The organism is Accumulibacter sp. (assembly GCF_029255285.1).
In the GTDB taxonomy this organism is placed as follows: domain Bacteria; phylum Pseudomonadota; class Gammaproteobacteria; order Burkholderiales; family Rhodocyclaceae; genus Accumulibacter.
Genome location: NZ_JAPUVI010000106.1, coordinates 40,605 through 58,597 on the forward strand (window position 1 = coordinate 40,605; position 17,993 = coordinate 58,597).

The window sequence follows — 17,993 nt, forward strand, 5'->3', positions numbered from 1 at the left end:
TTTCGCGCATTCCCTCAGGTACATACGCCGATTCGCCGCCTCGGAAGCTGCCCCGGTCGTCGAGCTAGACCGAGAAGGACGAACCGCAACCGCAGGTTGAAGACGCGTTGGGGTTCTTGATGACGAACTGTGAGCCCTCCAGACCCTCCGTGTAGTCGATTTCGGCCCCGACCAGGTATTGGTAGCTCATCGGGTCGACCAGTAGCGTAACGCCGTTCTTCTGCAGAGCGGTGTCGTCATCGTTCGCAACTTCGTCGAAAGTGAAACCGTACTGGAAGCCCGAACAGCCGCCTCCTGTGACGAACACGCGCAGTTTGAGGTCCGGATTGCCCTCTTCCTCGATCAATTCCTTCACTTTGCCGGCCGCACTATCGGTAAAGACAAACGGCAAGGGCATTTCTGTCGCTGCATTCATATGGGTAGATTCTCCTGAAACTGATGTCCGAAAGCGCAGCAGGCAACGCCAGTTGCTTGTCGCGTGTCGTGATTGCCGCAGCCTGAAGCCTAGGTGTCGGCCAGACGGCCAAGGCTCGACAGTCGGTACTGGCGATCTTCCAGCGGCCGTTTTGACTCCTGTCTCGATTCAGAGTTCCAGCACTCACGGCAGTCGGCGGCGTTTCGCTGCGCTGCCGGCGGGCAGGGGATTTCAGGGTCAGAATACTGTTGCGGCGCCGCCATGATAGCATTTCTGGGCTGCCGTCTGCGCGCTACAGGCTTGTCCAAGTCGTTGAGCCTGAGGTCCGCTGGCGGGCCTTGGCGCGGACTTCGTCGGGTAACACATGGGAATCCGGTCGAGCACTCGGAAGGCAACAACGGCAGGCACCTGCCGTTGTTGCCGCAATGCCTTTCGGCGGCGGGAGGAGAGCCCAGGAATGTGCAACTCCAAGAGACGGCCTGCTCGCCAGTGAGATCAGCGCGTGGCCGCCGCCAGCGATCGCCGATTGGCCGGCGGCAAGGCACGGACACTACTTCCGGTGGCTCACCTATCGACCCGTACCGACAGCGACGCCTGCGCAGAGGTTGGTGCTCGACTGGAGCCCAGAGGTTCCGCGCCAGCCGAGGCAGTCCGGCGCGGGCCCAAGCCGCACCGCCCTGGATGAGCCGGCCGAGCTCCGGCTGACGGTGGGATGGCCAATCGTTCCGCTCACCTTGGCGAAGCCACTGGTCAGGCTCGGCGAATCGAGCCCTGCCCAACTCAGGCCAACGTCAAGCTATCGGCAGGAATCGCGACCGGTTTTTCACGGCCCCGCAGGCTGAGCAGGACCGTGACGCGCTCGACGGCGACCGCCGAAACAATGCCGCACAGCCCTTTGAGCGGACCGTCGTCGCCGTTCGCTCGCTGTTCGGCCAGTGAACGTATGGCGTCGAGCGTCGCATCATCCAGCGTCGCCGGGGTATTGCCGAATGCCACCAGTCCACTAACGCCAGGCGTACTGCGGATAGGAGCAATGCTCTGCTCGACACGGCGGCAACGCACGAACGCGTAACGGGGAAACATCACCTGCGGCTTTCTTGCCCAACCCGAGTTCTTGCTCCTTTCCCACCGCACTAGCATGGGCAAGAAGACCTGATAACCTTGCTCCTCGAGCTTGCGCACCGCAAAGAGTTCCTGCCGAGGTTTGGTGAGGCAAACGTACCAGTGGTGCCAGGTCAGGGGCGGTTTGGAGGACACGAGGCGAGGCAGCAAAGCGGCTCCGGACTGTCGGCAGCGAAGGGCCAGGCGCACTGGCTAGGATCGCCAGTATCTCCGGTTCGAGTCGCCACGTCCATCGACCGCTCTCGCCAAGCGCAGCGGCCCCCAAGCCAGGTCGCTCGCCGCCCACCAAAATACCTGGCCTGTGAATTGTCCAGGGTCGCCAGATGCCTGGTGGTGAAGCGCTTCTCCGGTGCGTCGACCGCGTGGCTATCGACCAGAATGGAAAACTGCCACCAATTCGCGCGCGCCGCCTCGTCCCCTCGACAGGAATCGAACCTGTATCCCACGCTTAGGAGGCGTGTGCACTGTCCATTGTGCTACGAGGAGCGGGGCCGTATTGTAGTCGCTGGCCATCAAATCACCAACTTGGGCCACGCGCGGCGCGAGCCGGCGGCCATCTGGCCGCGGAAACTGGCGCCGCGTGGCCTGGCGAATCGCTGTCCGGAGTAGAATCGCCGCCGCCAGGCTGCTGAAGGGGTTTCGGTGCGCAGCGGCTAGTGGCGCCGTCTTAGCTGTGCCGGCGGCCCGACCGGACTTGACAGGAAATCGATACGCGCTCATGCCCTACCTGATTCTCTCCGATGCGTCACTCGCCTTCGGCCATGTTCCGCTCCTCGATCACGCCGATTTTCAACTCGACCCCGGCGAACGTGTCGCCTTGATTGGCCGCAACGGCACCGGCAAGTCTTCGCTGCTGTGCGCACTGGCCGGTTCAGGCGGCCTCGACGACGGCGAGGTCTGGCGGCAGCCAGGTCTTCGCGTCGGCTATGTGCCGCAGGAACCGCCATTCGCCGCCGAGTTGACGGTCTTCGAAGCCGTCGTCGCCGGCATGGGCGATCTCTCGGCCTTGCTCGCCGAATACCACTCGGTATCGCACGCGCTCGCCGAGACGGAAGCCGACCATGAGCGACTGCTCGAGCGCTTGCAACTGCTGCAGAGCGAGCTCGACGCGCGGCACGCCTGGTCGTACGAGACGCAGGCTGAACGCGTCATTCAGCGCTTCTCGCTCGACGCCGATGCACGGGTCGGCACGCTGTCCGGCGGGCAGAAGAAGCGCCTGGCGCTAGCCCAAGCGCTGGCCGTTTCGCCGGAGCTTCTGCTGCTCGACGAGCCGACCAACCACCTCGACATCGACGCCATCGAATGGCTCGAGGAGATGCTGGTTTCCTCCGGCGTGACACTGGTGTTCATCACCCACGACCGCCGCTTTCTCGAACGCGTGGCGACGCGTATCGTCGAGCTCGACCGTGGTCGCTTGCTCTCCTGTCCCGGCAGCTTCAACGAGTATCAGACGCGCAAGGAGGCCATGCTGCACGACGAAGCGATCAACAATGCCCGCTTCGACAAATTCCTGGCACAAGAAGAAGTGTGGATTCGGCAGGGCATCAAAGCACGTCGCACGCGCAACGAGGGCCGCGTGCTGCGCCTTGAGCAATTGCGCCGTGAAAGAGCGGCGCGGCGCGAACGACAAGGAAAAGTGGAACTTTCGCTCGACGCCGGCGTACGCAGCGGAAGACTGGTAGCGGCGCTGGAACATGTCGGCAAACGCTTCGGCGAAAAGGTGGTGGTGCGTGATTTCTCCTGTCGCCTGCAGCGCGGCGACAAGATCGGCGTCATTGGCCCGAACGGCGCCGGCAAGACAACTCTCCTGCGGCTGATCCTAGGTGAGCTGCCGCCGGATCAGGGCACTGTGCACCTGGGAACGAAGGTGGAAGTGGCGTACTTCGACCAGTTTCGCAGCCGGCTCGACGACGCGGCAACGCTGATCGACGTCATTTCTCCAGGCTCTGACTTCGTCGAAATCGGCAACCAGCGCAAGCACGTGATCAGTTATCTGGGCGATTTTCTGTTCGCACCCGAACGTGCGCGTTCGCTGGTCGCTTCGCTGTCGGGCGGCGAACGAAACCGGCTGTTGCTGGCCCGTCTGTTCGCCCGGCCAGCCAATGTTCTGGTGCTCGACGAACCGACCAACGACCTCGACATCGAAACGCTGGAGCTGCTCGAGGAGCTCTTGCAGGAGTATCGTGGCACCTTGTTTCTGGTCAGCCACGACCGCGCTTTCATCGACAACGTGGTGACACAGACCATCGCCGCCGAGGGTGACGGCGAGTGGCGCGAGTACGCCGGCGGCTACCAGGACTGGGTCGACTATCAGGCCGCGCGGCGCCGCGAGGAAGCGCCAGGCGGCGCCGCGCGAGGCAATGCGGAGCGCCTGTCCGAAACGGTCAAGCCGGCGCGCCGGAAGGCTGCGGCGGATAAACTGTCGTGGAAGGAGGCGCGCGAATTGGCCGAACTGCCCGGACGCATCGCGGCCCTCGAAGCCGAACAAAAGGCGGTTACCGAGCGATTGGCCGATCCTTCGCTGTATCAGTCGTCGCCGCAGGAAGCACGAATCCTGTCGGCACGCCTCGGCGAGATCGACGAACAGCTATTCGCTCTGCTCGAGCGCTGGGAGGTGCTCGAGGGTTGAATTTTTTCGCGGAGCCGCCTGATGCGGGTTCAACGTGCCGCGGCGGCGATCAACCGGCTGACTTCGTCACGGCGAGGGAAGTGCGCGTCGCGCTGTAGCACTTCCTTGAACTGTACCGCAGCCGCTTGGGAACGCTTTTCCGCCAGCAGGGACTTGCCCAGGCAATAGCGGACCCAGGCATCGTCCGGCACGGCTTTCGTGACCGTTTCGAGAACCTTCGCGGCTTCACCGGGACGACCGTTGACCATCAGTACGCAGCCCCAGGTACCCTCGATGATGGCGTTGTCGGGAATCGCGCGGCGCGCCTCGCCGACCAGCTTGAGTGCTTCCGCGGCGCCCCTGTTCGCCTTCACGAGCAGCATCGCCAGGTTGTTGGCGGCTAGCGGATTTCCAGGTGCCAGTTTCAGCGTCTGGCGGTAGCGCGCCTCCGCCGCGGCTATTTTGCCCTCCGCTTCGTCGATCGTCCCAAGAGCGAAAACGAGCTGCGGCAGTTCCTGGACTTGCAACGCCGCCTCGATTTCCCTACGCGCGTCGTCGTAGCGTGCAAGGCGCAGCAGGACGTCGCCCAGAGCAAGCCGAAGAGCTTGTTCATCGCCAGCCGAGGGCTTCAGCGCCCGAGCCGCGACGTACCAGCGACGGGCCTCCTCATACCTGCCGAGCGCCGTACACAGATCACCCAGTTGCTTCTCCGCCACGGGCGCGCTGGCGTCGAGCGACTTCACCTGGCGAAAGGCGGCAAGTGCGTCGTCGGCGCGGTTCTGACGCAACAGGAAGACCCCGTAGTTGTTCCAGACCTCCGGTCGTGCTGCCGCCAGCCGTGCTGCCTGGGCATACATACGTTCGGCCGAGGGTGCGTCGTTGCGCGCCAGGTCGAGAAAACGTGCCAGGTTGAGACTGGTGACGTAGAGTTGGGGCGCCAGTTCGTAGGCCCGGCGGTAGGCCCTCTCGGCCGCCTTCGCGTTTCTTGCCTGCATCGCTTGCTCGGCGCGAATCAACTGAAAGTGGGGATCCCGAGCATAGTTCTTCTCGATTGCCGCCAGTTGCTTGCCGGCTGCGTCGCGCTCGCCGCCGGCCAGTGCGACGAAGACGCCCTGCACTGCGGCCATCAATTCCGCGGAAGCGAGATTGGGTTCACGCCGGCTGGCTGCCGCCCACAGGGCACGCGCCTCATCCTGGTTGCCCTCGTGGAACATGATGGTCGCCAGGGCGTGCATGAGATACGGGTCGCCGGGTTTCTGATCGAGCCGCCGCTTGAGTTCCAGTCCTTGGTTGCGCAATCCCTGCGAATCCTCGCCGCGGCCCAGTTTCCGAAGAATTTCCGGCGGTAGCCGGGTAGAAGGATTGCTGTGCAGATCGGCCGGCAGCGCCGGCAGGAAAGCGGCGCCGGTATCGACGGGCGCGATGTCGTTCAACTGCGATTTGCTGTTCGGCGCGGCAAGGGGAAGCGCTTGTACGGCGTTACCCAGGATAGCCATGCTCAAGGCCACGGCGAAGGGGCGTGCGAAAGCGCTCATGGGGCTTTTGAAGGAACGGGAAGATCGCAATATCATAGCAGGCTGGCCAGGTTCGCAAGCTTCAAAGACAAGACCGCCTTGACGGCGGTCTTGTCGCCCTCCTTGGAAGGCCGCTCAGCGGCGGCGACGCAGACCAGCCAGCGAGGCCATTGCCGTGGCGAGCAATGCCAGCGTGCCGGGTTCGGGAATATCGCTGCCCGGTGTGAAGTTGACCATCAGATCGGACAAGACCGGCGTCAGATCGCTGCTGCCCACGCGAGACAGCGTGGCGCGAACTTCCAGGTAACGCCCGTGCAGACCGATGTCATCACCGCTCAGATAGGCAAGGTAAGGTGTCCAGGTCAACAGGTCGTCGGATACACGCGCTTCGATCAGCAGACCGGTCGTTCCCGGAACCGCACCTTCGGCTTCCTTGTTCCAGAACACCTCTTCCCAATCCGCCCCGAACCCCCCGTCGAGCACTTTACGCCACGTGCCGGACGGGTTGGTCGTGCCAATCAGGACCGTGCCCGTCATGTCACTGTAGTTATAGGGATTGGCACCAGCACCGAGTTGCACGATAAGGTCGACCGTGTTCGTCGCCGGGTCGATTCGCCTGACGTCGTTGGACTCGTAGTCGGTCACCCAGAGCTTGCCTTTGCTGTCGACCGCGACGCCGGTCGGCGTCGCCCCGACGGCGATCTGCGCCAGAACCACGCCGGTATTGCTTACCCGAAGCACCGTGTTGGTATAGCTCGAGGCGACCCATATGTTGTCGTCCGCCGTCACCGCAACGCCGCGCAGACCGTTGCCAAACGCCGAGAGGTTGTAGCTCGCGGCCACCGTCCCGTCGGGGTTGATGCGGTCCAGCGTGTTATTGGTCCAGGTCGCGTTCCAGATGTTTCCCTCGTTGTCGATACCCATGCCGTAGCTCTGGCGGCCGCCCTGGTTGACCGTCATGCGTGCGCCGGTTGCCGGGTCAAAGCGCGTCAGGCTGTTGCCATTGAGACCGGCCGACCAGACGACGCCATTGCCATCGACCAGGCCGCCGTAGCCGCCGGTGTTGTTGTCCGGTACCGCCGCACCGAAACCGGGCGTATTGACCACCGCGCCGGTGCTTCCGTTACGCAATTCGAAGACCTGGTCGCCAGCGTCCAGCGGACCGCCACCGACCCAAACATTGTTGCTTCTATCGACCGACACGTGGCGAACATTGGCGCCGGTGGTACGCACGTACTGCGAGATCGCCGAGTCCGCGGCAGTCGTCACGCCGCCGTTGCTGTCGGCACCACCGGCGTTCGTCCAGGCCAGGCGGTCGAAGGTGCTGCCGTTCCACATTCCGCTCGAGGTCGCGCCGGTCGGGTTGGCGGATATTTTGGTGATCGAGCCCATGCCACCGGAACCTTCGTTGCGGTTGCCCACCCAGACGTCACCGTTACCGTCAACCGTCGTGCGCGACGGATTGCCAGCCATTCCCGCCGGGCGCGTCAGATACTCGCCCCTGACCGCCGTACCACCCGCTTCAGCCGGCGTCAGGACGATGTTGTGGTCGCCGATCGTCAAGGGATTGACGTTGGTATCGATACGTACCGCTCCGTCCCTCCCGGACAGCGCGACCCAGATGTTATCGAACGGCGTGATAATGTTGTCGTTGAGCCGGATGTGGCCATTACCACTGGTTGGCGGTGGCGAACCGTTGGTATTGGTCAGCGTTCCCGTCGCCCACTGTGCGCTCGTCGTGAAGGTAAACGAGCTCGCCCACGCGCCACCACCAGCCACCAAACCCACCGATATCAGTGCCGCACTCATCGCGCGCCGCACGAAGATGGAATGACGACCCTGCATCTTTTCCTGCGCAAACATGACGACTCTCCCGTTTCTCGAATGGAACAACACAACCAGGACAAAGGCCTGATCCCGGCAATGTAAGAAGCATATTTCAGGCCATAAATCTGCTGGCCATTCAGATCAAATGGTTATCTGCAAAGTGGTCATTGTGCAGTGACGGAGTGTAAAAAAATTCGACACCGGATGAAGGGCAAAGTCTGTCCCGACGGCTTATCGTTTGAAGAACGCTTCCCTCGATTGCTCGGCCAGAGCCTCCGCGCTTGGTGGCACAGCACGCCGACGCGCCGTCTGAGAGTGGTTGTCGAGAAGGTGCCATCGTGCGCGCTGATCAGCGCGCGGCATTAGCACCGAGGTATCAAGGGAAGCCAGCGCCCGGGTGAATCCCGCGGCGCCGTGAGGCAGAAGCCGCTCGTGCGGTACTCTCGCTTACATCAACAAATACAAGGCTATATCGCGAGGGTTGATGTGCTGGAGGACGGAAGACCGTCTGCACACCCAGGGTGGGCGAGACGCTTTACGCGAACAGGGTCGAACCGGTTTGTGAGATCGTCAAATCAGAGGCAGGCCTTCGCCGCTTCTCTCGGCGCGACCTGAAGAATACCAACAGCGAGTGGTCGGTCTGACGGGGGACGCGAAGCGCACGCCCCCATCCCACCGCCGCGGTGAGCTTGGGAAAGCCTCCAAGAACCCCACCGCTAGACGATATCCGGGTCTTCTGCCCCGCATCCTGCTCTGTCCCGAGCCCAGGCGGGGACTGTCGCGCTCAGGGCCTGAGATTCAGTAGCCCGAGTAGGCACCGGGCGGCGGGCCATAGACCGGCTGCGGCGGCAGCGCATAGACCGGGCGGGCGGGAACGACGTACACCGGGCGTGGCGCGGGTACATACACCGGTTCGGGTGGCGCGACATAGACCGGACGCGGCGCATAGTAGGTCGAAGCCGCGACACCGGCGACGATCCCGGTTATCGCCAGGATGGCTGCCGGACCCACCCAGTTCTTGCCGCCACGATAGTGGCCACCGTGATGATGGCGCGGCGCCGATTCGTAATACCCGCCACGATAGTCGCCACGATACCGATGATCGGCGAGAGCGGGAGCAGAGATGCCCAGCGTGAGGCTGAGCGCGATGCAGAGGGGGGTGATGGTCGTTTTCATGAGTCGATTAACGCGGCACGGCGCATCCGGATGACAACTGTCTTGCAACGCGCGCGTGTCGTGCCGCTATCGGGTAGCACCGGCCGGCAGATTGACCAAGACGATACCGAGCGCCACACAAACGGCGGCCACCAGGAAGGTCGCGGTGAGGGGCTCGGCGAGAAACAGAACGCCAAACGCGACGCCGAAGAGCGGCGTCAGGAAAGAGAAGACCATCAGCCTGCCCGCCAGGTAGCGTGTCAGCAGCCAAAACCAGGCCAGGTAGCTGGCAAAGGCGACGACGATTCCCTGATAGGCGAGCGCCAGCACGACCGGCAGGCTCACCACGCTGACGCCGCTCTCGCCGATCAGCGCGGCGACCGGCAACACCAAGGCGCTCGAGGTGGCGAGCTGATAAAAGAGGACCCGCGTCGCACTGATTCTCGCCAGTCCGCTGGCGCGGATGAGCACCGTCGTCGCTGCCCAGCCGAGCGCCGCGAGCAGCCCCAGGAGATCGCCTATCCAGGCATCCGGGTGAACGCCGCCCTGGCCGATAAAACCCAGCAGAATGCCGACGAAGGCCAGAGCGATACCACCGGCGTGTCGCCAGCGCAGTTGCTCGCCCGGCACGAAGCAATGCAGCCCGAGCACGGTCAGGCATGGCGCGGTGTAGAGAAAGACGACCATGCGTGCCGCCGTGGTATAGGCAAGGCCGACGTAGATGAAGATGAACTCGATAGCGAAAAGCAGGCCGGCGAGAAGACCGAGGCGCCAAGTGCCATCGTCCTGGCGGAACGACTGACCGCGCCAGCGCGCCCAGAGCAACAGGAAGAAGAGAGCGATCGCCGAGCGCAGGCCGCATTGGAGAACCGGGCTGACGCCTTCGCTGGCGATCTTGATGGTCACCTGCTGGAAACCCCAGATCGCGCAGAGCAGGATCATCAGGCCGAAAGCGGCGAAACCGGGCGCTGTGCGCTGTGTCATCGGTTTCGTCCGTTGGCGCCAGCGTAAATGGCCATCGCCTCGATGGCCGACGACTCTCGGCACCCGGTCGCGCGCGAGCGGCGCGTCAGCCCCGCGCACCAGCAACGCCGGCCCGCAAGCGGCCCGGCGAGGCGAATCACGCCAGGCGATGTCACGCGATTGGTCGATGCTTCTACCGCGCCCCCGCTGCCAAACGCCGAAGGAAAGCCGACGATCTTCAGCGTCGAGCAAAGCGATCGCGACCGAGTCCGCTTTTCCGGCGTCGGCGCTGAGCGATCAAACGGCGTCGCACCAAGCAGCGACCCTCGCACAGGTCGCCGGTTGCGGCCTGGCCGTGGCTCAGGTGACACGATTGTGCGGCGCGCCACGGGCGAACGCCTCGAGGTTGGCGGTGAGTTGGTCGGCCAGCGCCTGCATCGCTGGCCGACTCGCCCAGGCGACGTGCGGCGTCAGCAAGAAGTTCGGTAGGGCGAGCAGTTCGGGCGCCAGCAACCGGTTGCCGTCCCGCGGCGGCTCGACGCTCAAGACGTCGAAACCGGCGCCGGCAATCCAACCTTCGCGCAGAGCCCTGGCCAGCGCCGCTTCGTCGACCAGACCGCCGCGCGCCGTGTTGATCAACAGCGCCGAGCGCTTCATGGCGCGCAGCTCGGGCTCGCCGATCAGATGGGTCGTCTCGGCGGTCAGGGGGCAGTGCAGCGAGATCGCGTCGGCCTCGCGCAAGGCCTCCGCGAAAGCCGTGTAGCCCGGACGCACGGCGGCTGCCCCGCGGCGCTCGCAACGCAGCACGCGCATGCCAAAGGCCTCAGCCAGACGGGCGACACCGCTCCCGAGGCTGCCATTGCCGACCAGCGCGAGAGTCGCGCCGTGCAGATCGCGGATCGGGAAATCGAACAGGCAAAACTGTTCGGAGCACTGCCACTTCCCGGCCGCCACGGCCTGCCGGTAGGCGACAAGGTTGCGCGACAGCGCCAACAGCAAGGCGAAGACGTGCTCGGGAACGGTATGCCCGGCGTAGCCGCGAACGTTCGAGACGACGATTCCCCGCTTGCGGCAAGCGTCAAGGTCGATGTTGTTGGTGCCGGTCGCCGCAACGGCGATCATCTGCAGTTCAGGCAGGACAGCGATCAGTTCGGAGCCGATGAGCAACTTGTTGACGATGGCAATCGTCGCGCCGGCCAGCCGCTCGCCGATCTCGGCCGGAGAGGTTTTCGCATGCTCGATCCAGCAGTGGCGAAAAGCGGGCCGGCGAACGTCGGCGATCATCGACTCGCGCTCCAGGTAGACGATACGGTGCATCGCTCAGTCCCGGAAGGGCTTGCCATGACGCGCCGCGATGGCAGCGACCCGAGCACCGAGCATTGGCTCGCCGGCAAAGCGCAGTACGTTCACGGGGGCGGCGGCGCACAGTCCCTCGATGGCCTCCAGATCGCCCTGCAGGACGTTGAAGACGCCGCCCGGGAAACCGCTGCGGGCGCTCAGTTCGGCCAGCGCAAAAAGCGCCGACGGGGCTTGCGGGCTTGGCTTGAGGATCACGACAGCGCCAGCCAGCAATGCCGGGACAGCCCACCGCACGGCTCCGAGCAAAGGAGCAGTGGCGTCGCTGACGATGGCCACGACGCCGTGGTCGTCCTCGGTGGCGCGACATTCACCAGCGCTGCGCAACCGATTGACGGCCTCATCCACCTCGGTTGCTGCAAGCATGTCGTCCTTCCCGCACTCCTCGCCGATCAGTCCGGCGAAGTGCGGCGCGTAGCCTTTCAGCGCATCGCCGAGTCGTGTCAGCAGGGCGGCGCGTTGCTCGGCTGCCAGCGCCGACCAGATTGCCAGGGCGGCGCCCGCCGAGTCTGCCGCCGCCCGGGCTTCGGCGGCACCGCACAGCGGTGTCCGGCGCCTGACACGGCCGGTCCGCGGGTCGCACACATCGAAAAAGGTCGGCGCCATGGTGAGATAGGCGTGGCCGTTGATCCACAGCGGAATGGCCAGGATTTCGTCGATATCGGTCATTGCACTCCTCGGCTGCTTGTCCGGTCGCTCGGCCCTGTACTGCGCTCTCCTCGACACGGCTCTACGCCCGACTGCCGGTCGCTGCCAGTGCGGGTGCGAACCAATGGGAGCGGAAAACAACGGGTAGCGAGTGAAGCCACGCAAAGGCGAATGGAAAATATCGCGGCGGCTGCCGCACTCCAATCGGCGAGCGCCGAATAGTATTCTCCCGGTGCGCAAAACGGAAGTCCGGGTCGCACGCGGACTGCTCTCGGCCTCTCGCCGGGGATATCCGGCAGGCGGGCAACGAACCGCGACGAGCGCATGATGGTAAGATGTTGCGCCGCACAAGGTATGGCGGGCGAATGGCGGAGCGCCCGAGGACAATTTCGCAATCGGAAGGTTGAACGGGAAACCATGGCCGAACAACAGGCAGAAAAAACATCGATCCAGGTCATCGAACGAATGATGGCGCTGCTCGACGTGCTGGCCGACCAGCCGGAACCGGTCAGCCTCAAGATTCTGGCCAGGGAAAGTGGCCTGCATCCGTCGACCGCGCATCGCATCCTGGCGGCGATGAACAGCGCCGCCATCGTCGAGCGGCAGGAAGCCGGCAGCTATGCGCTCGGCATCCGCTTGCTCGAACTGGGCAATATCGTCAAATCGCGGATCAACATTCGCCAGGTCGCGCTCCCCTACATGCAGCAGTTGCACGAAGTGGTCGGCGAGGCGGTCAATCTCGGTATTCGCCACGCGGACGAAATCATCTACGTGGAGCGCACCTCGAGCGGCCGCTCTCTGGTACGCGTCGTCTATCTGGTGGGCGGGCGCGCGCCGCTGCACCTCACTTCGGTCGGCAAACTGTTCCTGGCCGCCGACACGGTGCCCGAGGTGCGCGCCTATGCCCGGCGCACCGGCCTGCCGGGCAAGACACCCCATTCGCTGACCCGCATCGAGGCGCTCGAGAAAGATCTGGAAAAGATTCGCCGACACGACGTCGCCTATGACAACGAGGAGGCCGAGATCGGCCTGCGCTGCGTCGCCGCGCCGATCCGCAACGACGAAGGGCGGCTCGTCGCCGGGCTGTCGATATCGGCCCCCAGCGATCGCCACAATCCCGACTGGGTGACGCCGATCAAGGCGACGGCGAACGAGATTTCCCAAGCTCTGGGATTTCGCCGACCGCCGCGCAACTGAGCCCAGACGCCACCGGGCCGAGGCGGCGGGCATCGGCACCTGTGGTCGCAGGTCAACGAAACGGCACGCGCCAGCGTTGAACTTATTTGCGGAGCACGATGCCGAACCACGCCGAATGTTCTGCCAACCCCATCCACCCAGGAGGAACCCTATGCACAAGCTCATTGCTCTGTTGGTCGGTCTGCTGATGGTCACGCTCAATGCCTTCGCCGCGGTCAACGTCAATACCGCCAATGAACAGGAACTGCAGATGCTGACCGGCATCGGCCCGGTCAAGGCCAAAGCGATCATCGACTACCGGACGAAGAACGGCGACTTCAAGACCGTCGAGGATCTGACCAAGGTTCCCGGCATCGGCCCGGCGGTTCTGGGGAAAATCAAGCAGGACGTGGCGCTGAGCGGCCCGACGACGGCCAAGGCTGGCACGACTCCGGCCGCGGCGGCCAAGCCGCCGGCCGTTCCCGCGACACCATCGGCACCGACCACCCCTGCCAAACCGGCAACGCCGTCGGCCACTCCAGCGGCGACCACCGCTCCGGCTGCACCGGCAACGGCCAAACCCGCGGCAGCCAGCGCACCGAGTGGCGCCGCGCTGCCTGCCGCCAAGGCCGAATCGGCCAAACCGGCGGCACCCGCCGCACCGGCGGCAGCCGCCCCGGCAGCGGCTCCCGTGACGGCAGCAGCGGCCGCGACGCCGGCCACGAAGACCGAAGCCGCCAAAGCCGACGCCACGAAGAAGAATACCGCGGAAGACAAGAAAGCAGCGGCGAAGGCGAAGAAGGACGCTGAATCGGCAGCGAAAAAAGAAGAAGCCGGGGCGGCGAAAAAATAGTCCGCCCTTTTGGGGGGAGGCCATCGACCCGACACCCCGCTTCGGCGGGTCGTCGCTCATGTCAGGGCAGCAAGCGATGAGGCGGGAATGACCGCCCATCGCCGTACAGGTGGCGAGGCTGATCGCCCTCGCCACCACGATGCTTGATACACTTCAGCCCTGCGTCACGAAGCCTACTCCATGCCCCGCTCGTCCTCCCTGCTGCCTTTCCTCTTCGTCTTCCTGTGGAGCACCGGCTTTATCGGCGCCAAGCTCGGCCTGCCCTACGCCGAACCGCTGACCTTTCTGCTCGCCCGCTACCTCCTGGTCCTTGCACTGATGACGCTCTTCGTCCTCGCGACGCGTGCGCCATGGCCATCCGACACGCGCCAGTTTGTCCACATCGGCTTATCGGGCGTGCTGGTGCATGCGCTTTACCTGGGTGGCGTATTCGTGGCCATCAAGCACGGCCTGCCGGCTGGCGTGACGGCGCTGGTGGTCGGCATGCAACCTTTGCTGACGGCTTGCGGCGCCGGCGTCCTGCTCGGCGAACACGTCTCGCCACGGCAGTGGCTGGGGCTGATTCTCGGCTTTGCCGGCGTGACGCTGGTCGTCGCCAACAAGCTCGGCGAGGTGCCGCTGGCGGCGATGCTGCTGCCGGCGCTGGTCGCTCTGTTCGGCATCACGCTGGGAACGCTGTACCAGAAGCGCTTCTGTCCGCACTTCGATCTGCGCACCGGGGCCTTGATTCAGTTTCTTCCCACCGCCGTGCTGACGGCGTTGGTCGCCTGGGCGACCGAGAGCATGCGAATCGATTGGACGCCACCGTTTGTTTTCGCGCTGCTGTGGCTCGTACTGGTGCTCTCCTTCGGTGCCATCAGTCTGCTCAACGTGCTGATTCGCCGTGGCAGCGCGGTGAATGTCGCCAGCCTGTTCTACCTGACGCCGCCGAGCACGGCGGTCATCGCCTGGCTGGTGTTCGACGAAACACTGCCGGCGCTGGCGCTGGCCGGCATGGCACTGGCCGTGGGCGGCGTCTATCTGGCCCGCGCGCCGGCACGATGAGTGATGTCGCCAAGCCGACGCGGCGCATACTCGGTATTGACCCGGGATTGCGCATTACGGGTTTCGGTGTCATCGAGAAAACCGGCAAGCGACTAGCCTACCTGGTCAGCGGCTGCATCCGGACCGACCTCAAGGATTCGCTGCCTGGCCGACTGGGCACGATTCACGCCGGAGTGCGCGAACTGGTAGCGGCACACCGGCCTGACCAGGCGGCGGTGGAGATCGTTTTCGTCAACGTCAATCCGCAATCGACGCTGCTCCTCGGTCAGGCGCGCGGTGCGGCGATCAGCGCCCTGGTCGCCAGTGGCCTGGACGTTGCCGAATACACCGCGCTGCAGGTCAAGCAGGCGGTAGTCGGCAACGGTCACGCCGACAAAATGCAGGTGCAGCACATGGTGCGCCGGCTCTTGTCTCTGTCGCGAGATCCTAGCCCGGACGCGGCCGATGCGCTGGCCTGTGCCATCACGCATGCGCACGGCGGACAGGGGCTGGGGCAACTGGTGAACCGGAGTCTGCGGGTTCGTAACGGCAGGCTGATCGTCGGCCAGTGAGGGAGAACAACTCATGATCGGCCGGCTGAGCGGCATCCTGCTGGAAAAAAACCCGCCCCAGGTGCTGCTCGACGTCGGCGGGGTCGGCTACGAAATCGACGTGCCGATGAGCACCTTCTACAACCTGCCGGCCAACGGCGAGAAGCTGTCCTTGCTGACCCACTTTGTGGTGCGTGAGGACGGACATCTTCTTTATGGTTTTGCCAGTGAAGCCGAGCGCTTCGCATTTCGCCAGCTGCTGAAGATCTCGGGCGTCGGTGCGCGCCTGGCCTTGTCGGTGCTCTCCGGCCTGTCGGTCGGCGACCTGGCGCAGGTCGTCGCCCGCCAGGACGTCGGCCGGCTGACCAAGGTGCCCGGTATCGGTACCAAGACCGCCGAACGACTGTTGCTCGAGCTCAAGGGAAAGCTGGCCGACGCCTTGCCGGCCAGCACCGTGCCCGCCGAGGGAAGCCACAGCGACATTCTGAATGCCCTGCTGGCACTGGGTTACAATGACCGCGAAGCGACCTCGGCCGTACGGGAGTTGGCGGCCGACGTCAGCACATCCGATGGCATTCGCCAGGCGCTCAAGCGGCTGTCAAGGGTCTGAATCAACCACCAATGAACCCTGGTCACAAACAACTCATTCAGATTGCGCTCGTCGCCTTGCTGCTCGTCGGCTGTATCGCCGTGCTGCTGCCCTTCACCGGCACCCTGCTGTTCGCGATCGTGATTTGCGTGACGACGCTGCCGATCCGCAACCGCCTGCTCACCCTTTGCCGGGGGCGCAGCAGCCTGGCCGCGCTGCTCGTCTCGATGCTGCTGCTGCTGCTGCTCGTGGCGCCGATGGCGCTGCTCTCGGGCTCGCTCGCCGACGGCATCGAGATTGCCATTCGCTACTTCAAGCCGCTGATGGAACGGGGTTTGCCCGCCGAGCCACCGGCCTGGCTGCTCAGCCTGCCGATCGCCGGCCCCAGCATCGCCGGCTACTGGCACGAACTGGCGGCGAGCCGCGAGGAAATGAACAACCTCCTGCACCAGTTCCTCGATCCGACCCGCCGGCTGGCACTCGCCGCCGTCGCGCTATTCGCGCAGGGTTTGCTGCAACTGGTGCTGGTGATCTTCTTCGTTTTTTTCATCTTTCGCGACGCCCATCTCTACGTCGATGCGCTGCATACCGGCAGCCGCATGCTGGCTGGCGATCTCGGCGAGCGGATGCTGGCGCTGGTCGAAGGAACGGTCACCGGCGTCATGGCCGGCATCGTCGGAACGGCGGCGGCGCAGGCCGTGGTGGCGATGATCGGCTTTCTCATCGCCGGGGTGCCGGGCGTCGTCATTCTGACCCTGGCCACTTTCTTCTTCTCGATGATTCCCGTCGTCGGGGCGACGCTGATCTGGCTCGGTGCCGCCGTATGGCTGTACAACGAAGGGCAGACCGGTTGGGCGATATTCATGGTGCTCTGGGGAATGTTCGGCATCAGCAGCGTCGACAACTTCCTCAAACCGATCTTGATATCGCGTACCGCCAGCCTGCCGCTGCTGCTGATCGTGGTCGGCGTCTTCGGCGGCGTACTGGTTTTCGGTTTCATCGGCCTTTTCCTCGGGCCGACCTTGCTCGCCCTTGGCCAGGTGCTGATCCGCGAATGGCTGGCCCACGCCAATCCCAAAGTCCTGGTGTCGACCGGCAGCGAGAACGCGACACGATGATCGAGACCGACGACCTCGGCGCGGCGCCGGTCGACCGCCTGATCTCGCCGGAGTCGAAATCGATTCAGGAAGAAGTCATCGAGCGCGCCCTGCGGCCGCGCTGCCTGGCCGAGTACGTCGGCCAGGCAAAAATTCGCGAGCAGTTGTCGATCTTCATCGAGGCGGCCAGGCGACGCAGCGATACGCTCGACCATGTCCTCCTCTTCGGTCCGCCGGGGCTCGGCAAGACCACGCTGGCGCACATCATCGCCGCCGAAATGGGAGTCAACCTGCGCTCGACATCGGGCCCGGTACTCGAGCGCGCCGGAGACCTGGCGGCAATCCTGACCAACCTCGAACCGCGCGACGTGTTGTTCATCGACGAAATCCATCGCCTGTCGCCGGTCGTCGAGGAGATTCTCTATCCGGCACTCGAAGACTTTCAGATCGACATCATGATAGGCGAGGGGCCGGCGGCGCGTTCGGTCAAGCTCGATCTGCCGCCTTTCACGCTGGTCGGCGCGACGACGCGTGCCGGCATGCTGACCAATCCCCTGCGCGACCGTTTCGGGATCGTCTCCCGGCTCGAGTTCTACACTCCCGAGGAACTCACCCTGATCGTCACGCGCTCGTCGCAGTTGCTCAAGGTGGCGACCGATCCGGGCGGTGCGCTGGAAATCGCTCGTCGTTCGCGCGGCACACCGCGCATCGCCAACCGCTTGCTGCGGCGGGTGCGCGATTTTGCCGAAGTCAGGGCGAACAGCCACATCACGCGCCAAGTGGCCGATCTCGCCCTGCGGATGCTCGACGTCGATCACGGCGGACTCGACGTCATGGACCGCAAACTGCTGATGGCGGTGATCGACAAGTTCGGCGGCGGGCCCGTCGGCGTCGACAATCTGGCCGCGGCGATCGGCGAAGCGCGGGATACGATCGAGGATGTGCTCGAACCGTACCTGATCCAGCAGGGTTTTCTGCAGCGCACGCCGCGCGGACGGATGGCAACGGCGGCGGTCTACCGTCACCTTGGCATCGACAGCCTGCCCGGCACCGCGCAGGGCGAGTTCTGGCGGGCTCCGTGATACGGTACGCGGCG

16 protein-coding genes and 1 tRNA gene are annotated in these 17,993 nt (G+C 64.6%); 8 read left to right on the forward strand and 9 right to left on the reverse strand.

Going from position 1 to position 17,993, the window contains the following annotated elements; genetic code table 11:
* Nucleotides 1-64: 64 nt before the first annotated feature.
* The 3 genes from erpA to Q1M07_RS16455 form a co-directional block, all read right to left on the reverse strand.
* A complete protein-coding gene (gene erpA, locus Q1M07_RS16445) occupies nt 65-415 on the reverse strand; it encodes an iron-sulfur cluster insertion protein ErpA (RefSeq protein ID WP_015767481.1) in 351 nt (116 codons plus the stop codon).
* Between the two features lie 780 nt (nt 416-1,195).
* A complete protein-coding gene (locus Q1M07_RS16450; RefSeq protein WP_300455452.1) occupies nt 1,196-1,687 on the reverse strand; it encodes a transcription termination/antitermination NusG family protein in 492 nt (163 codons plus the stop codon).
* Between the two features lie 264 nt (nt 1,688-1,951).
* A tRNA-Arg gene (locus Q1M07_RS16455) sits at nt 1,952-2,023 on the reverse strand.
* A 232-nt stretch (nt 2,024-2,255) separates the two neighbouring features.
* On the opposite strand from Q1M07_RS16455, the gene Q1M07_RS16460 reads away from it, so the two are divergent.
* Nucleotides 2,256-4,166, forward strand: a complete 1,911-nt coding sequence (locus Q1M07_RS16460) for an ATP-binding cassette domain-containing protein (protein ID WP_300455456.1) — start codon at nt 2,256-2,258, stop codon at nt 4,164-4,166.
* A 29-nt stretch (nt 4,167-4,195) separates the two neighbouring features.
* Here Q1M07_RS16460 and Q1M07_RS16465 read toward each other — a convergent pair whose 3' ends face one another.
* The 6 genes from Q1M07_RS16465 to Q1M07_RS16490 all read right to left on the reverse strand — a co-directional run bounded on the left by Q1M07_RS16465 (nt 4,196) and on the right by Q1M07_RS16490 (nt 11,629).
* Nucleotides 4,196-5,680 (reverse strand): tetratricopeptide repeat protein, encoded by a 1,485-nt coding sequence (locus Q1M07_RS16465; protein ID WP_300455458.1) that lies wholly within the window; start codon nt 5,678-5,680, stop codon nt 4,196-4,198.
* Between the two features lie 114 nt (nt 5,681-5,794).
* Entirely contained in the window at nt 5,795-7,522 is a 1,728-nt protein-coding gene (locus Q1M07_RS16470) for a PEP-CTERM sorting domain-containing protein (protein WP_300455461.1), read from the reverse strand.
* A 762-nt stretch (nt 7,523-8,284) separates the two neighbouring features.
* Complete coding sequence (locus Q1M07_RS16475; RefSeq protein ID WP_300455463.1) at nt 8,285-8,662, reverse strand: hypothetical protein; 378 nt, start codon at nt 8,660-8,662, stop codon at nt 8,285-8,287.
* A gap of 66 nt (nt 8,663-8,728) precedes the next feature.
* A complete protein-coding gene (locus tag Q1M07_RS16480; protein WP_300455467.1) occupies nt 8,729-9,625 on the reverse strand; it encodes a DMT family transporter in 897 nt (298 codons plus the stop codon).
* Nucleotides 9,626-9,964: 339 nt separating this feature from the next.
* Entirely contained in the window at nt 9,965-10,921 is a 957-nt protein-coding gene (locus Q1M07_RS16485) for a D-2-hydroxyacid dehydrogenase (RefSeq protein ID WP_300455470.1), read from the reverse strand.
* Nucleotides 10,922-10,924: 3 nt separating this feature from the next.
* On the reverse strand, nt 10,925-11,629 hold the full coding sequence (locus Q1M07_RS16490; protein ID WP_300455473.1) for an aldehyde dehydrogenase family protein: 705 nt from the start codon (nt 11,627-11,629) through the stop codon (nt 10,925-10,927).
* Nucleotides 11,630-12,025: 396 nt separating this feature from the next.
* Here Q1M07_RS16490 and Q1M07_RS16495 point away from each other — a divergent pair, with 396 nt between their 5' ends.
* The 7 genes from Q1M07_RS16495 to ruvB all read left to right on the forward strand — a co-directional run bounded on the left by Q1M07_RS16495 (nt 12,026) and on the right by ruvB (nt 17,979).
* Complete coding sequence (locus Q1M07_RS16495; protein ID WP_300455476.1) at nt 12,026-12,805, forward strand: IclR family transcriptional regulator; 780 nt, start codon at nt 12,026-12,028, stop codon at nt 12,803-12,805.
* Nucleotides 12,806-12,956: 151 nt separating this feature from the next.
* The gene (locus Q1M07_RS16500; RefSeq protein ID WP_300455478.1) at nt 12,957-13,637 is read left to right on the forward strand and encodes a helix-hairpin-helix domain-containing protein; all 681 of its coding nucleotides are present in this window, start codon (nt 12,957-12,959) and stop codon (nt 13,635-13,637) included.
* Between the two features lie 180 nt (nt 13,638-13,817).
* Nucleotides 13,818-14,681: a DMT family transporter gene (locus tag Q1M07_RS16505; protein ID WP_300455481.1), complete on the forward strand. Its 864-nt coding sequence runs from the start codon at nt 13,818-13,820 to the stop codon at nt 14,679-14,681.
* Entirely contained in the window at nt 14,678-15,232 is a 555-nt protein-coding gene (gene ruvC, locus Q1M07_RS16510) for a crossover junction endodeoxyribonuclease RuvC (protein WP_300455484.1), read from the forward strand. The genes Q1M07_RS16505 and ruvC overlap by 4 nt, the downstream gene beginning before the upstream one ends.
* A 13-nt stretch (nt 15,233-15,245) precedes the next feature.
* Complete coding sequence (gene ruvA / locus Q1M07_RS16515) at nt 15,246-15,821, forward strand: Holliday junction branch migration protein RuvA (RefSeq protein WP_300455487.1); 576 nt, start codon at nt 15,246-15,248, stop codon at nt 15,819-15,821.
* An 11-nt stretch (nt 15,822-15,832) separates the two neighbouring features.
* Nucleotides 15,833-16,918, forward strand: a complete 1,086-nt coding sequence (locus tag Q1M07_RS16520) for an AI-2E family transporter (RefSeq protein WP_300455490.1) — start codon at nt 15,833-15,835, stop codon at nt 16,916-16,918.
* The gene (gene ruvB / locus Q1M07_RS16525) at nt 16,915-17,979 is read left to right on the forward strand and encodes a Holliday junction branch migration DNA helicase RuvB (protein ID WP_300455493.1); all 1,065 of its coding nucleotides are present in this window, start codon (nt 16,915-16,917) and stop codon (nt 17,977-17,979) included. The genes Q1M07_RS16520 and ruvB overlap by 4 nt, the downstream gene beginning before the upstream one ends.
* The last annotated feature ends 14 nt before the right edge of the window (nt 17,980-17,993 follow it).

Bases quoted from the DNA above. Each gene is read 5' to 3' on its own strand.
- ruvB (WP_300455493.1), top strand. From the start codon at position 16,915: ATGATCGAGACCGACGACCTCGGCGCGGCGCCGGTCGACCGCCTGATC.
- Q1M07_RS16480 (WP_300455467.1), bottom strand. From the start codon at position 9,625: ATGACACAGCGCACAGCGCCCGGTTTCGCCGCTTTCGGCCTGATGATC.
- Q1M07_RS16505 (WP_300455481.1), top strand. From the start codon at position 13,818: ATGCCCCGCTCGTCCTCCCTGCTGCCTTTCCTCTTCGTCTTCCTGTGG.
- Q1M07_RS16495 (WP_300455476.1), top strand. From the start codon at position 12,026: ATGGCCGAACAACAGGCAGAAAAAACATCGATCCAGGTCATCGAACGA.
- Q1M07_RS16520 (WP_300455490.1), top strand. From the start codon at position 15,833: ATGAACCCTGGTCACAAACAACTCATTCAGATTGCGCTCGTCGCCTTG.
- Q1M07_RS16500 (WP_300455478.1), top strand. From the start codon at position 12,957: ATGCACAAGCTCATTGCTCTGTTGGTCGGTCTGCTGATGGTCACGCTC.
- ruvC (WP_300455484.1), top strand. From the start codon at position 14,678: ATGAGTGATGTCGCCAAGCCGACGCGGCGCATACTCGGTATTGACCCG.
- Q1M07_RS16490 (WP_300455473.1), bottom strand. From the start codon at position 11,629: ATGACCGATATCGACGAAATCCTGGCCATTCCGCTGTGGATCAACGGC.
- Q1M07_RS16470 (WP_300455461.1), bottom strand. From the start codon at position 7,522: ATGTTTGCGCAGGAAAAGATGCAGGGTCGTCATTCCATCTTCGTGCGG.
- ruvA (WP_300455487.1), top strand. From the start codon at position 15,246: ATGATCGGCCGGCTGAGCGGCATCCTGCTGGAAAAAAACCCGCCCCAG.
- erpA (WP_015767481.1), bottom strand. From the start codon at position 415: ATGAATGCAGCGACAGAAATGCCCTTGCCGTTTGTCTTTACCGATAGT.
- Q1M07_RS16485 (WP_300455470.1), bottom strand. From the start codon at position 10,921: ATGCACCGTATCGTCTACCTGGAGCGCGAGTCGATGATCGCCGACGTT.
- Q1M07_RS16460 (WP_300455456.1), top strand. From the start codon at position 2,256: ATGCCCTACCTGATTCTCTCCGATGCGTCACTCGCCTTCGGCCATGTT.
- Q1M07_RS16465 (WP_300455458.1), bottom strand. From the start codon at position 5,680: ATGAGCGCTTTCGCACGCCCCTTCGCCGTGGCCTTGAGCATGGCTATC.
- Q1M07_RS16475 (WP_300455463.1), bottom strand. From the start codon at position 8,662: ATGAAAACGACCATCACCCCCCTCTGCATCGCGCTCAGCCTCACGCTG.